The sequence below is a fragment of the Bacillus sp. PS196 genome, assembly GCF_037963555.1.
GTDB classification, from domain to species: domain Bacteria; phylum Bacillota; class Bacilli; order Bacillales; family Bacillaceae; genus Bacillus; species Bacillus subtilis.
In genome coordinates this window covers 3,397,331-3,413,101 of the sequence record NZ_CP150159.1, presented here as the reverse complement: position 1 = coordinate 3,413,101, position 15,771 = coordinate 3,397,331, and the positions used below count along the sequence as shown (strand labels likewise).

Genomic DNA, 15,771 nt, shown 5'->3' with positions numbered 1-15,771 from the left:
GATTTGTATTGTAAGAGAGGTGAAAACGGTGCAGCATCGTCAAGTCGCTTTGTTGCTTTCTATCATCCCGGGGCTCGGGCAATTTTATAACAAGCAATGGATAAAAGGTATTGTCTTTCTTTTCTTAGGCGCATCGTTTTTTGCGGTCTTTGGAGATCTGCTCAATATGGGGTTTTGGGGAATCTTTACACTGGGAACAGAAGTGCCGCGGGATAATTCCGTTTTTCTGCTGGCGGAAGGAATTATCGCTGTCATCGTGACCTGCTTTGGCCTTGCGGTGTATTATGTGAATCTTCGCGATGCGTTCCAAAGCGGAAAACAGCGTGATGAAAATAAGCCATTAAGTTCCTTAAAGGAACAATACCAACATATCATTTCTGAGGGCTATCCTTATGTCGTCAGCGGCCCCTCTTTGTTTATTTTAATTTTCGCCGTGATCTTTCCTATCTTATTCAGCTTTGCATTAGCGTTTACAAACTATGATTTGTATCATTCTCCTCCTGCAAAATTAATTGATTGGGTCGGTTTTCAAACGTTCGCAAATATTTTCACAGTTGATATTTGGAGGTCGACTTTTTTTGATGTACTGGCTTGGACGGTGGTTTGGACACTTGCTGCATCCACACTGCAAGTCAGCTTGGGGATTTTTCTCGCGATCATTGTTAACCAGAAAGACCTTCGGTTTAAACGTTTTTTTCGGACGATTCTGATTTTGCCATGGGCCGTTCCCGGTTTTGTGACGATTTTAATTTTTGCGGGACTGTTTAATGATAGCTTCGGTGCGATGAATCACGACATCTTGGCTTTCTTCGGGATAGATCCGCTTCCGTGGATGACAGATGCCAATTGGTCGAGGCTTGCGTTGATTCTCATGCAGGGCTGGCTCGGATTTCCGTACATCTTTCTCGTCTCAACAGGCGTATTGCAATCCATCCCGGACGATCTGTATGAAGCAGCTACGATTGATGGCGCTTCTGTCTTTTCAAAGCTGAGATACATCACGCTTCCGATGGTGTTCATTGCAATGGCTCCGATTATCATTACCCAGTTTACGTTTAACTTTAATAACTTTAATATTATCTATCTATTCAATGGCGGAGGTCCGGCTGTAACCGGATCAACAGCCGGCGGGACAGATATCCTCGTTTCATGGATTTATAAATTGACAATGCAGTCCAGCCAATATTCTCTTGCTGCGGCTTTAACCATTTTATTATCTGTATTTGTTATCTCCATCGCATTGTGGCAATTCAGACAGACAAAGTCTTTTAAAGAGGGGGCATAAGGTATGCTGGCAGATATGAAAGTCAGAAAATATATCCGTCTCCTTTTCTCTTACTTGTTGCTAGCCTTTATGGCGGTCATCATTGTGTATCCTCTCCTTTGGACGGCAGGCGCAAGCTTTAACCCTGGCAACAGCTTAATCAGTACATCCATCATTCCGAAGCATCCGACATTCGACCATTACAAGGAATTATTTGCGGGCAAAGAAAGCCTTCAATATGTGCAGTGGTATGTCAACTCAATGAAGATCAGCCTGTTTACAATGGCAGGGTCTTTGCTCTGTGTGACGTTTACAGCCTATGCGTTTTCGCGCTTTCGCTTCAAAGGCAGGAAATACGCTTTAACGCTCTTTTTATTGCTGCAGATGATTCCTCAGTTTTCAGCTTTAATTGCCTTGTTTGTGCTGGCGCAAATCTTGGGAATGATCAATAGTCACTGGCTGCTAATCTTGCTTTATATCGGCGGCCTGATCCCGATGAATACGTATTTGATGAAAGGGTACATGGATTCCATTCCGATGGATTTAGACGAAAGCGCCAAGATTGACGGAGCCAGCAGCACCAGAATTTTCTTCCAGATCATTCTGCCATTATCAAAACCGATGGCGGCAGTCGTGGCCATGAACGGCTTTACCGGTCCGCTCGGAGATTTTGTGCTGTCCTCAACCATATTGAGAACGCCTGAATCATATACATTGCCCGTCGGTCTATTCAATTTAGTGAATGATGTCATGGGGGCCAGCTATACGACATTTGCGGCCGGAGCCCTGCTTATCAGCATACCGGTGGCCATCATCTTTATCATGCTGCAAAAGAATTTTGTGTCCGGACTAACCGCAGGCGGAACGAAGGGCTAAGAGAAAAAGGAGGAGAATGTGATGTCAAAGCTTGAAAAAACGCACGTAACAAAAGCGAAATTTATGCTCCATGGGGGAGACTACAACCCCGATCAGTGGCTGGATCGGCCCGATATTTTAGCTGACGATATCAAACTGATGAAGCTTTCTCATACGAATACGTTTTCTGTCGGTATTTTTGCATGGAGCGCACTTGAGCCGGAGGAGGGCGTATATCAATTTGAATGGCTGGATGATATTTTTGAGCGGATTCACAGTATAGGCGGCCGGGTCATATTAGCAACGCCGAGCGGAGCCCGTCCGGCCTGGCTGTCGCAAACCTATCCGGAAGTTTTGCGCGTCAATGCCTCCCGCGTCAAACAGCTGCACGGCGGAAGGCACAACCACTGCCTCACATCTAAAGTCTACCGAGAAAAGACACGGCACATCAACCGCTTATTAGCAGAACGATACGGAAATCACCCGGGGCTGTTAATGTGGCACATTTCAAACGAATACGGGGGAGATTGCCACTGTGATCTATGCCAGCATGCTTTTCGGGAGTGGCTGAAATCGAAATATGACAACAGCCTCAAGGCATTGAACCAGGCGTGGTGGACCCCTTTTTGGAGCCATACGTTCAATGACTGGTCACAAATTGAAAGCCCTTCGCCGATCGGTGAAAATGGCTTGCATGGCCTGAATTTAGATTGGCGCCGGTTCGTCACCGATCAAACGATTTCGTTTTATAAAAATGAAATCATTCCGCTGAAAGAATTGACGCCTGATATCCCTATCACAACGAATTTTATGGCTGACACACCGGATTTGATCCCGTATCAGGGCCTCGACTACAGCAAATTTGCAAAGCATGTCGATGTCATCAGCTGGGACGCTTATCCTGTCTGGCACAATGACTGGGAAAGCACAGCTGATTTGGCGATGAAGGTCGGCTTTATCAATGATCTGTACCGAAGCTTGAAGCAGCAGCCCTTCTTATTAATGGAGTGTACGCCAAGCGCGGTCAATTGGCATAACGTCAACAAGGCAAAGCGCCCGGGCATGAATCTGCTGTCATCCATGCAAATGATTGCCCACGGCTCGGACAGCGTACTCTATTTCCAATACCGCAAATCACGGGGGTCATCAGAAAAATTACACGGAGCGGTTGTGGATCATGACAATAGCCCAAAGAACCGCGTCTTTCAAGAAGTGGCCAAGGTAGGCGAGACATTGGAACGGCTGTCCGAAGTTGTCGGAACGAAGAGGCCGGCTCAAACCGCGATTTTATATGACTGGGAAAATCATTGGGCGCTCGAGGATGCTCAGGGGTTTGCGAAGGCGACAAAACGTTATCCGCAAACGCTTCAGCAGCATTACCGCACATTCTGGGAACACGATATCCCTGTCGACGTCATCACGAAAGAACAAGACTTTTCACCATATAAACTGCTGATCGTCCCGATGCTGTATTTAATCAGCGAGGACACCATTTCCCGTTTAAAAGCGTTTACGGCTGACGGCGGCACCTTAGTCATGACGTATATCAGCGGGGTTGTGAATGAGCATGACTTAACATACACAGGCGGATGGCATCCGGACCTTCAAGCTATATTTGGAGTTGAGCCTCTTGAAACGGACACCCTGTATCCGAAGGATCGAAACGCTGTCAGCTATCGCAGCCAAATATATGAAATGAAGGATTATGCAACCGTGATTGATGTAAAGACAGCTTCAGTGGAAGCAGTGTATCAAGAAGATTTTTATGCGCGCACGCCAGCGGTCACAAGCCATGAGTATCAGCAGGGCAAGGCGTATTTTATCGGCGCGCGTTTGGAGGATCAATTTCAGCGTGATTTCTATGAGGGTCTGATCACAGACCTGTCTCTTTCTCCAGTTTTTCCGGTTCGGCACGGAAAAGGCGTCTCCGTACAAGCGAGGCAGGATCAGGACAATGATTATATTTTTGTGATGAACTTTACGGAAGAAAAACAGCTGGTCACGTTTGACCAGAGTGTGAAGGACATAATGACAGGAGACATATTGTCAGGCGACCTGTCGATGGAAAAGTATGAAGTGAGAATTGTCGTAAACACACATTAGGCTGATGCTCCGCTCGGTATGGGCAGATTCTTTTTTCTATAGAATGAAAACGCTCACTAAGTCTTGGGAGGATGAAATCATGAAAAGCAAAGTGAAAATGTTCTTTGCGGCTGCCATGGTGTGGAGTGCATGTAGTTCAACAGGATATGCCGCTGCCATTGAGAAGGAGAAGCACGTATCAGAGCTTCGGGCAGAGGATCTTTTTGTTAAAAAAGTAGAGGGGATGAACAAGGATTTTATCAAAGGGGCAGATGTGTCCAGCGTTATTGCTTTGGAAAATAGCGGTGTCACCTTTTACAATACAAGCGGAAAACGCCAGGACATCTTTACAACCTTAAAACAGGCTGGGGTCAACTATGTTCGCGTCCGCATCTGGAATAACCCGTATGATTCAAATGGCAACGGGTATGGCGGGGGAAACAATGATGTTCAAAAAGCCATCGAAATCGGAAAAAGAGCGACAGCGAACGGAATGAAGGTGCTGGCCGACTTTCACTACTCTGATTTCTGGGCCGATCCAGCGAAACAAAAGGTGCCCAAAGCCTGGGCGAATCTCAGCTTTGAAGCAAAAAAAGCAAAGCTCTATGAGTATACGAAACAAAGCCTGCAAAAGATGATCAAGGAAGGCGTTGACATCGGCATGGTCCAGGTCGGAAATGAAACAACAGGAGGATTTGCCGGTGAGACTGATTGGACGAAGATGTGCCAATTATTTAATGAAGGAAGCCGAGCGGTCAGGGAGACAAATTCAAATATTTTGGTCGCCCTGCATTTTACCAATCCTGAAACGGCTGGAAGGTATTCATTTATTGCGGAAACACTCAGCAAAAACAAAGTGGATTATGATGTGTTTGCGAGCTCCTATTATCCTTTCTGGCATGGCACATTACAAAATTTGACCTCCGTGCTGAAGGCTGTTGCCAACACGTACGGCAAAAAAGTCATGGTGGCGGAGACATCGTACACCTATACCGCCGAGGATGGCGATGGGCATGGAAATACAGCACCAAAAAGCGGGCAGACGCTGCCATATCCAATTTCTGTTCAAGGCCAGGCAACTGCAGTAAGAGATGTAATGGAGGCAGTGGCGAATACGGGCAAAGCAGGACTTGGTGTTTTCTACTGGGAGCCGGCGTGGATTCCAGTCGGGCCGAAAACACAGATAGAGAAAAACAAAGTGTTATGGGAAACATACGGGTCAGGGTGGGCTTCCAGCTACGCTGCTGAATACGACCCTGAAGACGCCGGGAAGTGGTATGGGGGAAGTGCTGTAGATAATCAAGCTTTATTTGATTTTAATGGACACCCGCTGCCTTCCTTGCAGGTGTTTCAATATGCGGAGTCAGGACATATTCCAAAGAAACGCTGAAACAAAAAATCCATGAGATGTAACAAATCATTGTTATGTCTCATGGATCATTTTATTTTACATCAACTAATATAAAACATTCGTCATCACTCTTATGATGAGCTTCCTTTTGATGCTGCAGTGATGTAAGGATGTTCTCCTTCTGGTCAGCGATCGGCGAATCAGGATGATCCTTTAGTAAATCATATAAATAACATGAAGCCGTAGGATCCATCACGCCATCCGTATACAGAAGCAATTTTCCGCCCTCCGTGTATGAAAGGCTGCTTGACTGAAACACTAAGTCTTCAAACATCCCGATCGGAGGCGAAGTCGCGTGAAGCAGATGTTGAGTTCCGCTATCATCCTGCCAAAGTGCCGGCGGATGCCCTGCGTTGACATAATCAATTCTTTGCCGTGCTATGTCAATCTCGAGATAAATAGCAGTGCAATAATGTCTTGCTTCCTCATCATTTTGAAACAAGCTGTGAAGGTGCCGGTCCAATTCCTTCATAACTTTAACGGGGCTGAGACCTTGCGTGATCTGGCGCTGGAACAAAGGATGAAGAGACATCGTAATCAATGCAGATGAAATTCCGTGCCCCATCACATCAAGGATAATAATGCCGTAACGGTGTTCATCGATTTGATAATATCCGTAAAGATCACCTGACAATTCACTCGATGCGTTGTAATAAGAGTCAATCTGAACCTGATCGTTTACAATCGGTTCAGTCAACGAGTTTTTCTGGATCTTTCTGGCGAGTTCAAGCTCTCTTTTGGTGTTTAATTTAAATTGTTGATTTTGTTTGTTGATCTCAAGAAGTTCTTCTTGTTTTGCTTTCAGCGTTTCCAAGGCAATTTCTAACTCCGCATTGGCTTTCTGTTTGGCAAGCAAAGCTTCCTGAGCCTCATTTCTGGCTATCAGCAGCTCATTTTCATATTCATTTCGCTTTCGCATTGGAATAAGAACACAATCAAAGACAGAAGCCCCGCTACCGTGTCTCGCAACCGCATTGATAAGGACGGGAATTTCTTCTCCATCTCTTGCTTTCAGGGAAATGTATATTTCTTCGATGTGATGCTCCAATTTCAAAAGCGGAAAAAAATAAAGCTGGCAGAAAAGCTGTGCGGGAATGGTCAACATCATATTCATGTGCTGGCCGATAACCTGCTCCGGTTCATAATCCAGAATCTTGATAAGGGTACGGTTGGCAGCTATGATCGACCCCTCTTCTGACAAAGCGAGGAAACCGCATGGTGCATCATTCAATTGTTTGTCCATCTAAGAGGGTCACCTCTATCCCTTTCGTTCCTATATCACACGTGTGCTTTTAAATAATCGCCGATCAGCTGTATCGTCTCATCTGGATGGCTCATATGAGGGCAATGTCCGCGAGCCTCCATTTGTTTCAGACTGCTATAAGGCAGATGCTGATGCATATACTTACCTACTGTTGCAGGTGCGATGATATCATCTGCACATTGGAGAATAAGAGAGGGAACCGTTACCTTCGAAAGATCCTCTCGGTGATCAGAAAAAAACGCCGCTTTCGCGAATTGGCGGGCAATGACAGGATCAGTAGAACAAAAACGGCTTTCAAGCTCTTCCTTAATTTCAGGCCGATCTGGCTGATTCAGAACGGTTGCCGCAAATACAGTTGCCCAGCCGATATAATTTTTCTCCATCATCTCCAGCAAGCCAAGGAGCTGCTCCTCTTTAAATCCTCCGTAATACTCAGGCGGATCATTCAAATAGCAAGGAGAAGGCCCCACCATCACCAGATGGGAAAAAAGCTCCGGGCGGCGGATGGATGCAAGCATCCCAATCAAGGCCCCGACGGAGTGACCTACAAACACGGTTTCCTTCAGATCTAAAGCTTCACAAACATCAAGAACATCCTGGGCATAGCCGTCAAGTGTCTGGTAACGATTCAGGTCATATGCGCGCAAATCTGAATGTCCCGAACCGACGTAATCAAATAAAATCACACGATGATCTTCTTCAAAGGCAGGTGCCACGGCATTCCACACACTTTGATCGCATCCAAAACCAGGTGCGAACATGATAGATGCTCTGCCGCTGCCTTTCACCTTCACATGATTTCTAGACAAAATCGCTTCGTTCATGATTGGCTCCTTTCAGCCGGAAAGTAATATAAAGTTCAATATTTCTATCATAACACTCGGATGGTTTGAAGAGTGTATCTTTCTATGAATGTCACAGCAGTTTAAAAGAAAGAGGACATGGGAGATAGAAAAGATGGATGAATTGGAAGATGCAGGAGGAGGATTGCCTAGACACCGGGGTGAGAAAAAAATGACATTTGTCACTCCATCATCATGACACCCCATACTAACATCGTCTTCTCCGTCATTTTACAATCAATGTAAACGATCAGGAGGTGCTCATGTGATGAAAGAAGCAGTAACAGTAAGCAACGTGACAAAACATTTCCAGCGAAAAACCGCTGTAAACCACATCAGCTTCAGTATTGAAAAAGGAGAAATTGCAGCCATTCTCGGGCCAAATGGGGCAGGGAAGACGACCGTCGTCTCGATGATATTAGGATTGCTGAAACCGAGTGAGGGAGAAATCAAACTATTTAACCGGGTTCCCGATGATCAACAGGTTCGTGAAAAAATAGGTGTAATGCTTCAGGAAGTAAGTGTCATGCCGGGCCTTAAGGTGGATGAAATCCTTGAACTCTTCCGGAGCTATTATCCGAATCCATTGTCCATGAAAGAACTCGTTTCGTTAACAGCACTCACCAAAGAAGATTTGAAAACAAGAGCAGAAAAATTATCCGGCGGACAAAAACGCCGTTTGAGCTTTGCTTTGGCTCTTGCCGGGAACCCGGAGCTGCTTATACTTGATGAACCGACAGTCGGCATGGACACTTCATCAAGACACCGATTCTGGCAGACCATTCACGGACTGTCGGACCAAGGAAAAACGATTATTTTTTCAACTCATTATTTACAGGAAGCAGATGATGCCGCACAGCGAATCCTATTTTTTACTGAAGGACAGCTTGTTGCAGACGGCTCACCAATGCAAATCCGCTCAAGAATTCAAAAACAGTCTGTTTCCTTTACGCTTCATTCAAGTGAATCATTGGAAAGGCTGTCTTGTCACCCGGAAGTCGAGAGAGTGATCCACGAGCATGAGAGAACCATCATCCAGACATCAAATACAGACAAAGTGTTGGCGCTGATCTTTCAAGAAAACATACATGCACGGGATATTCGAATTGAGCAAGCAACGCTCGATGAGGCATTTCGCCAGCTGGCTGACGGCAACAGGGAGGCGATGTGAGTGAACGTGCTGCAAAAGCAAAGCATCGCTGAAATGAAAAGGGTGCTTAGGAACAAGTACTTTGTGCTTTGGTCTCTGATCATGCCGATTGCCTTTTATTATTTCTTTACAAATGTAGTGAATACCAACGTCCCTGATCAACGTGCATGGGAAGCCCATTACCTGATGTCGATGACAGTCTTCAGCGTGATGGGTTCCTCTATCATGACGCTTGGCATCCGAATGGTACAAGAACGGTCACAAGGCTGGGCCGCCTTTATCCGCCTTACGCCTCTTCCGGATCATATCTATTTATCAGCTCAGATGATCGGCCAAAGTGTCATTCACGTTTTATCAATTACCGTCATATTTCTGTTCGGCGCAATCATCAATGATATTGCCTTGTCACCGTTTGAATGGATGATGAGCGGACTGTGGATTTTGTTTGGCGCATTGCCTTTTTTAGCATTAGGCACACTAATCGGCCTCATGAGAAAAGTAGAAACAGCGGCCGGAATCAGTAATGTGCTTTATATGCTGCTGGCTTTAGGCGGAGGGATGTGGATGCCGTTTGAGGTCATGCCTGACATGATGCAGAGCATTGGCCAGTGGCTTCCGTCTTATCATTTCGGGAGCGGAGCGTGGGAACTTGTCCGGGGTGGGAGTCCGACTTGGAAAAATATTCTGATATTAATCGCTTATATGATGCTCTTCATGCTACTATCTAAATATATAAGAAGAAAACAAGAAGCGGTGTAATACATGAAAAAGGCAATATCTATTTTCCCGAAGGAATTCGGGTTTTTCCCTTATATCTTTCTGGTGTATACGATTATGCCGTTCCTCTCTTTATTAAAAGAATCAGGGGTCAAACAGGGGATCGGATATGGTATGCTGCTCCTTTTTGTAGCGGCATATCGCCAGTTATTCTGCAGCGTGGGCAAAGCTTCGTTTACATATTGGCTTATCGTGCAAATGGCGGTTATTTTGATGTATAGTGTGTTTTACAATATCACCTATATATACTTAGGTTTTTTTCCGGCAAACTTTGTTGGTTATTACAAAGAGAAAACGAATTTTAACCGTGCGTTCTGCGCTTTAATCTTTATACTGCTTTTTCCATGCCTATACCAATTTATCGCGAATTCGGTCTCGCTTCGGGAGCTTTTTTCTGTTCTCCCGTTTCTCGTCATTATGCTCATTTCTCCATTCGGAATTCGTTCTATGTTTCGGAGGATTGAGCTTGAAGCTAAGCTTGCACAAGCCAACGAACAGATAAAAGAACTCTCTAAAAGGGAGGAACGTGTTCGAATCGCCCGTGATCTTCACGATACTCTTGGCCACACCCTGTCGCTGCTTACATTAAAAAGCCAGCTCATTCAGCGGCTGGCTGCATCTGATCCAGAACGGACCAAGCTTGAGGCAAAAGAAATGGAAACCAGTTCACGCTCCGCACTCAAGCAAGTTCGAGAGCTGGTTTCTGATATGAGAACGGTCACGATAACAGAGGAGCTCGTAAACATTCAGCACATATTAAGAGCGGGGAACATTACCTTTCAATACGAAGGAGCCGACGACTTTTCAGTGATATCTCCCGTCACTCAAAATATTATCAGTATGTGTATGCGGGAAGCCGTGACTAACATTATCAAGCACAGCAAAGCAACCCACTGTGCCATCACCATTTCTCAATTTGCTGACAAAATGAGGATCGTAATACGGGATGACGGAAAGGGAGCGCCGAAGGAGAAAATGTTTGGGAATGGCCTGTGGGGAATGGAAGAACGGCTCATGCTCATTGAAGGGGGATTAACGGTTTCAGATCATAACGGAACGGTTGTGGCACTGACGATTCCGCTTATTAAAAAAGCAGAATGATTGGAGGACGAAAAGAATGATTCGTCTGTTTATTGCTGAGGACCAGCGCATGCTTTTAGGCGCTTTGGGATCCTTGCTTGATTTAGAAGAGGATATGACAGTCATCGGACAAGCATTGAACGGGGAAGAGGCGCTACATGCTATTTTGAAGCTGGAGCCGGATGTATGCATTATGGACATTGAAATGCCGGTTCGAAGCGGGCTGGATGTGGCAGAGGAATTAATGAAAAAAGGCTGCGTCAGCAAGGTCATTATTTTAACCACCTTTGCCCGCCCCGGATATTTTGAACGCGCCGTAAAGGCCGGTGCACATGGCTATCTGCTGAAAGACGGCGAAATTGACGATCTGGCCGATGCCATTCGAAAATGTGTAAAGGGAAAACGTGTCTTCAGCCCTGAGCTGACGTTTAATATGATGCGAGACGAAAATCCGCTAACCGTTAGAGAGCAAGAAATTCTGAGGCTTGCGGCTTTAGGCAAGACAACAAAAGACATTACGCTTGAGCTCTATTTATCTCAAGGCACAGTTCGAAACTATATCTCAGAAATCATCCAAAAGCTTAATGCGAAAAATCGGACAGAAGCCGCCAGCATCGCTGAGGAAAAGGGCTGGATTTAACCATATACTGCACTCCTGGGAGATCGGGAGTGTTTTTGATATGCCACAAATGAAAATATCCCTAGAAAACTCTTTCCTTCCATTGTCAGAATAGTGTACGATATTCATATAGTTATTTTAACTCAGGTCATCAGATGACCTGATCATATATTGGGGATGAGAGAGGGGTTCATCATGAAAGTCTCACTTTTTGTCACTTGTCTTGTTGATATGTTTCAAACAAATGTCGGAAAAGCAACGGTTGAGCTGCTGGAGCGGCTTGGGTGCGAGGTTGATTTTCCGGAAGGGCAGATTTGCTGCGGGCAGCCGGCATACAACAGCGGCTATGTACATGACGCCAAAAAAGCAATGAAACGGATGATCGAAACGTTTCAGGATTCCGAATATGTTGTCAGTCCTTCCGGTTCCTGTACAACGATGTTCCGGGAGTATCCGCACCTGTTTCAGGATGATCCGAAATGGGCCGATAAAGCGAAAAAGCTGGCGGATAAAACGTATGAACTGACAGATTTTATTGTGAACGTCCTTGGAGTAGAGGATGTCGGCGCGACCCTTCATACAAAAGCGACCTTACATACGTCGTGCCATATGACTAGGCTGCTGGGTGTTCGGGAGGAGCCGATGAAGCTGTTGAGCCATGTGAAGGGCCTGCAGTTTACAGAGCTTCCGGGCAAACATAACTGCTGCGGATTCGGAGGAACGTTCTCCGTCAAGATGGCGCAGATTTCTGAGCAGATGGTCGATGAAAAAGTCGAATGTGTGGAGGAAACGGGAGCAGAGGTGCTGATCGGTGCTGACTGCGGCTGTTTGATGAATATCGGGGGACGGCTTGGCCGAAAAGATAAGAATGTCAAAGTGATGCACATCGCCGAAGTGCTCAACAGCAGATAAAACTGGATTCAGAGGGGGAAAGGATCATGGCGATGAAAATCGGTACTGACGCTTTTAAAGAGCGGGTATCACAGGGGATTGATAATGAATTTATGAGAGGCGCTGTTTCAGGTGCACAGGAGCGTCTGCGGACGCGGCGCCTAGAGGCAGCAGAAGAACTGGGAAACTGGGAGGAGTGGCGCTCATTATCAGAGGAAATCAGGCAGCATGTCCTTGAAAACCTTGATTTCTATCTCGGACAGCTTGCCGAAAATGTGGCGAAAAGAGGCGGACATGTCTATTTCGCGGAAACAGCGGAAGAGGCGTCTTCTTATATTCGTGATGTCATTCAAAAGAAGAACGGGAAGAAAATTGTGAAATCTAAATCAATGGTCACAGAGGAAATCAATCTGAATGAGGTGCTGGAGAAGGAAGGCTGTGAAGTCGTAGAAACCGATCTCGGCGAGTATATTTTGCAGATCGATGATCACGATCCGCCGTCACATATCGTAGCGCCCGCCCTTCATAAAAATAAAGAGCAGATACGCGATGTGTTTAAAGAAAGGCTGGACTATCAATATACAGAAAAACCGGAAGAGCTGGTGATGCATGCGCGCGCCATTCTCCGGAAAAAGTTTCTGGAAGCTGATATCGGCATTACCGGCTGTAACTTCGCCATCGCTGACACGGGTTCTGTCAGCCTTGTGACCAATGAAGGAAATGGACGGCTTGTGAGCACCTTGCCGAAAACACAAATTACCGTCATGGGAATGGAGCGGATTGTCCCGTCATTTTCTGAATTTGAAGTGCTTGTCAGCATGCTGACAAGAAGTGCTGTCGGACAGCGGCTGACAAGTTATATTACAGCTTTGACGGGTCCGAAGCTGGAAGGTGAAGTGGACGGTCCGGAAGAATTCCATCTTGTCATCGTTGACAATGGACGATCCAATATCCTTGGAACGGAATTCCAGTCTGTGCTGCAATGTATCCGCTGTGCCGCCTGTATCAATGTCTGTCCTGTGTACCGCCATGTCGGCGGACATTCATACGGCTCAATCTACTCGGGACCGATCGGAGCGGTTTTATCGCCGTTGCTCGGCGGTTATGACGATTATAAGGAGCTGCCGTACGCGTCTTCACTGTGCGCTGCTTGTTCAGAAGCCTGCCCGGTCAAAATCCCGCTTCATGAGCTGCTACTCAAGCATCGTCAGAATATCGTCGAAAAAGAAGGCAGAGCGCCGATCAGTGAAAAGCTTGCAATGAAAGCATTCGGACTTGGCGCATCCTCTTTATCGCTTTACAAAATGGGCTCAAAATGGGCGCCGGCCGCCATGACGCCTTTTACAGAGGACGAAAAAATTTCGAAAGGGCCCGGCCCGCTTAAAAATTGGACACAGATCCGTGACTTCCCGGCACCGCATAAATCGAGATTCAGAGACTGGTTTGCGGACAGAGAAACAAGTGAACGCACGAAGGAGGAGCAGTGATGACGAAGGGAACCATTCAGAATCAAGAGAGCTTTTTAAATCGAATCGCATCCAGCCTGGGCCGTGAAAGAAGAACAGGAGGCGTGGCAGTCCCTGAATGGGCGCATCAGCCGCAATATAAAACACTTGAAGGTTATTCAGCGGATGACTTAGTCACAGTGCTCAAAAACCATTGTGTCAAAATCCATACAGAGCTGATTGAAACGGATTCAACCGGCCTTTATGATGCCCTGCGCGAGCAAGTCAGCCGCTTTTCCGGAGGCCCTGTCATCATTCCGAAGGACCCCCGCTTTGAAGAATACGGACTGAAAAGCCTGCTCACCAAGGACTGGCCGAGTGAAGGAACGCCGGTCTGGGAGTGGGATGCTGACAAAGGCGAGGAAAATATCAAAAAAGCGGAGCAAGCCAATGTAGGGATTACATTCAGCGAAATTACATTGGCTGAGTCGGGGACGGTTGTCCTCTTCTCCTCAAAAGACATCGGCCGATCTGTCAGCCTTTTGCCGACGACTTATATTGCGATCGTGCCGAAATCAAGCATTGTACCGAGAATGACACAAGCCAGTGATATCATCCGCCAAAACATTGCGAACGGTGTCACTGTTCCTTCATGTATCAACTACATTACCGGACCGAGCAACTCAGCAGACATTGAAATGGATTTAGTTGTGGGAGTGCACGGACCTGTAAAGGCAGCATATATTCTCGTCTCTGACCGCTGAACTCAGGAAGCCCGGCAGGCATATGCCGGGCTTTTTGCTTGTAAAAACTTCAACTTCCAATTTTTTGGCCGATGAGAAGAGTATGACTTGATACAGGAGGAAATGCGATGAAAAAATGGCTGATCATAGCGGTTTCACTGGCGATTGCGATTGTTCTGTTTATGTATACAAAAGGAGAAGCGAAGGCAGCCGGTATGACAGTAGGCTACACGACTGGGGATACGGCTTCATACAATTCTCTTACGAAATATCATACATACATGAATGCCATCGCAACCGATACATTTGCGTTTGAAAAAAACGGACAAATCATTGGCGATGCCCCAAATAAGCAGCTGACATATGCGAAAAAGAAAAAAATCAAGACATGGGCTGTCATTTCAAACTATAATGATGCCATTTATGATTTTGACGGAGATTTAGCGAGTCGGGTCATGAGCAATAAAACAGCGAAAAAACGATTCACAGATCAGTTAATTACACTGGCCAAAAAGCACTCATATTACGGAATCAATATCGATTTTGAAGCAGTAAATCCAGAAGACCGCGCTGCATACTCGAACTTCATTCAATATGTCTCACAGGCTTTGAATAAGAAACATATTAAAACAATGGTATCCGTTCCGGCCAAAAGCGCCGATGATAAAAATGATGACTGGAGCTGGCCGTATGATTATGCGAAAATCGGCAAATATGCCGACTTCGTACAAGTCATGACCTACGATGAACACGGCATTTGGGGTGAGCCGGGGTCAGTGGCAAGCACAAACTGGATCAAAAGCTCTCTGCAGTTTTCAGTCAAAAAGATCAAAGCCAATAAAGTCATCATGGGAATCCCTGCGTACGGCTATGACTGGGATGTAAAAGACGGAAGTGCCAGCACAATAAGGGAATGGAATGAGCTCAAATCCCTCATCCAAAAACAAAAAGCAAAGCCGGCATTCAACAAAAAATCAGGCTCGATGACATTTTCTTATGTTGACAAAAAGAAGCATAAACATGTCGTGTGGTATGAAAACGAAAAAACCGTTCAAACGAAAAGCCATCTGGCAAAGCAATATAAAATAGCAGGTGTTTCAGTTTACGCATTAGGAAACGAGTCAGAATCCTTTTGGAAAGCCATTCGAAAAGGGACAAAATAACAGTTTCTTTTTTCTCTGAAGTTATTGACAGTTAAAAGAGAAGCACGTATATTATGTTAATATATTCAGATCATAAAATTTGAGTTTTTCAGAAAACTAAAACACATAGATTGGGAGCAGTAAAAGAAAGTGATCAGAACAGAGAGCTGCGGGGTGGTGCGACGCAGCCTGATTCTTCTTTGAAC

Annotated in this window: 14 protein-coding genes and 1 other annotated feature (1 of these 15 running past the window's edge); of the genes, 12 read left to right on the top strand and 2 right to left on the bottom strand. The window is 45.8% G+C overall.

Translation table 11 applies throughout. The features are described 5' to 3' along the window. Positions 1–28: 28 nt before the first annotated feature. From ganP to ganB, 4 genes are all read left to right on the top strand, one after another. Positions 29–1,285, top strand: coding sequence for an arabinogalactan oligomer ABC transporter permease GanP (gene ganP, locus NST79_RS17780; RefSeq protein ID WP_015714738.1), 1,257 nt, complete (start codon positions 29–31; stop codon positions 1,283–1,285). Positions 1,286–1,288: 3 nt separating this feature from the next. Beyond that, positions 1,289–2,140 carry an arabinogalactan oligomer ABC transporter permease GanQ gene (ganQ, locus tag NST79_RS17775; protein WP_015714737.1) on the top strand — a complete coding sequence of 284 codons (852 nt, stop codon included), beginning with the start codon at positions 1,289–1,291 and terminating at the stop codon, positions 2,138–2,140. Positions 2,141–2,158: 18 nt separating this feature from the next. After that, a complete protein-coding gene (gene ganA, locus NST79_RS17770; RefSeq protein ID WP_212060868.1) occupies positions 2,159–4,222 on the top strand; it encodes a beta-galactosidase GanA in 2,064 nt (687 codons plus the stop codon). A 79-nt stretch (positions 4,223–4,301) separates the two neighbouring features. Then, positions 4,302–5,591 carry an arabinogalactan endo-beta-1,4-galactanase gene (gene ganB, locus NST79_RS17765; RefSeq protein ID WP_212060865.1) on the top strand — a complete coding sequence of 430 codons (1,290 nt, stop codon included), beginning with the start codon at positions 4,302–4,304 and terminating at the stop codon, positions 5,589–5,591. A gap of 52 nt (positions 5,592–5,643) precedes the next feature. Here the strand turns inward: ganB and rsbP are convergent, their stop codons facing one another. Together rsbP and rsbQ are read right to left on the bottom strand one after the other, a co-directional pair. Continuing rightward, on the bottom strand, positions 5,644–6,855 hold the full coding sequence (gene rsbP / locus NST79_RS17760; protein WP_212060853.1) for a SpoIIE family protein phosphatase: 1,212 nt from the start codon (positions 6,853–6,855) through the stop codon (positions 5,644–5,646). Positions 6,856–6,890: 35 nt separating this feature from the next. Beyond that, entirely contained in the window at positions 6,891–7,700 is an 810-nt protein-coding gene (rsbQ, locus tag NST79_RS17755) for an alpha/beta hydrolase (RefSeq protein WP_212060851.1), read from the bottom strand. Between the two features lie 283 nt (positions 7,701–7,983). Between rsbQ and NST79_RS17750 the strand changes: the two genes are divergently transcribed. The 8 genes from NST79_RS17750 (at position 7,984) to NST79_RS17715 (ending at position 15,586) form a co-directional block, all read left to right on the top strand. After that, positions 7,984–8,889 (top strand): ABC transporter ATP-binding protein, encoded by a 906-nt coding sequence (locus NST79_RS17750; protein WP_072692770.1) that lies wholly within the window; start codon positions 7,984–7,986, stop codon positions 8,887–8,889. After that, complete coding sequence (locus NST79_RS17745; RefSeq protein ID WP_003228297.1) at positions 8,890–9,627, top strand: ABC transporter permease; 738 nt, start codon at positions 8,890–8,892, stop codon at positions 9,625–9,627. A 3-nt stretch (positions 9,628–9,630) separates the two neighbouring features. Continuing rightward, the gene (gene yvfT, locus NST79_RS17740; RefSeq protein WP_003228300.1) at positions 9,631–10,746 is read left to right on the top strand and encodes a two-component system sensor histidine kinase YvfT; all 1,116 of its coding nucleotides are present in this window, start codon (positions 9,631–9,633) and stop codon (positions 10,744–10,746) included. Between the two features lie 16 nt (positions 10,747–10,762). Next, positions 10,763–11,365 carry a two-component system response regulator YvfU gene (gene yvfU / locus NST79_RS17735; protein ID WP_015251201.1) on the top strand — a complete coding sequence of 201 codons (603 nt, stop codon included), beginning with the start codon at positions 10,763–10,765 and terminating at the stop codon, positions 11,363–11,365. 174 nt (positions 11,366–11,539) lie between these two features. Further along, a complete protein-coding gene (lutA, locus tag NST79_RS17730) occupies positions 11,540–12,256 on the top strand; it encodes a lactate utilization iron-sulfur protein LutA (RefSeq protein ID WP_119899768.1) in 717 nt (238 codons plus the stop codon). A 26-nt stretch (positions 12,257–12,282) separates the two neighbouring features. Further along, a complete protein-coding gene (gene lutB, locus NST79_RS17725; RefSeq protein WP_069964333.1) occupies positions 12,283–13,722 on the top strand; it encodes a lactate utilization iron-sulfur protein LutB in 1,440 nt (479 codons plus the stop codon). Further along, positions 13,722–14,444, top strand: coding sequence for a lactate utilization protein LutC (gene lutC, locus NST79_RS17720; protein ID WP_003228309.1), 723 nt, complete (start codon positions 13,722–13,724; stop codon positions 14,442–14,444). The genes lutB and lutC overlap by 1 nt, the downstream gene beginning before the upstream one ends. Positions 14,445–14,551: 107 nt before the next feature. After that, the gene (locus NST79_RS17715) at positions 14,552–15,586 is read left to right on the top strand and encodes a glycoside hydrolase family 18 protein (RefSeq protein WP_212060849.1); all 1,035 of its coding nucleotides are present in this window, start codon (positions 14,552–14,554) and stop codon (positions 15,584–15,586) included. A 97-nt stretch (positions 15,587–15,683) separates the two neighbouring features. Then, positions 15,684–15,771 (top strand) — a binding site (T-box leader) (it continues 148 nt past the right edge of the window).

Excerpts from the sequence above, each read along its gene's own strand:
- ganQ (WP_015714737.1), top strand. The coding sequence starts at position 1,289 with ATGCTGGCAGATATGAAAGTCAGAAAATATATCCGTCTCCTTTTCTCT.
- ganB (WP_212060865.1), top strand. The coding sequence starts at position 4,302 with ATGAAAAGCAAAGTGAAAATGTTCTTTGCGGCTGCCATGGTGTGGAGT.
- rsbP (WP_212060853.1), bottom strand. The coding sequence starts at position 6,855 with ATGGACAAACAATTGAATGATGCACCATGCGGTTTCCTCGCTTTGTCA.
- rsbQ (WP_212060851.1), bottom strand. The coding sequence starts at position 7,700 with ATGAACGAAGCGATTTTGTCTAGAAATCATGTGAAGGTGAAAGGCAGC.
- yvfT (WP_003228300.1), top strand. The coding sequence starts at position 9,631 with ATGAAAAAGGCAATATCTATTTTCCCGAAGGAATTCGGGTTTTTCCCT.
- yvfU (WP_015251201.1), top strand. The coding sequence starts at position 10,763 with ATGATTCGTCTGTTTATTGCTGAGGACCAGCGCATGCTTTTAGGCGCT.
- lutA (WP_119899768.1), top strand. The coding sequence starts at position 11,540 with ATGAAAGTCTCACTTTTTGTCACTTGTCTTGTTGATATGTTTCAAACA.
- lutB (WP_069964333.1), top strand. The coding sequence starts at position 12,283 with ATGGCGATGAAAATCGGTACTGACGCTTTTAAAGAGCGGGTATCACAG.
- lutC (WP_003228309.1), top strand. The coding sequence starts at position 13,722 with ATGACGAAGGGAACCATTCAGAATCAAGAGAGCTTTTTAAATCGAATC.
- NST79_RS17715 (WP_212060849.1), top strand. The coding sequence starts at position 14,552 with ATGAAAAAATGGCTGATCATAGCGGTTTCACTGGCGATTGCGATTGTT.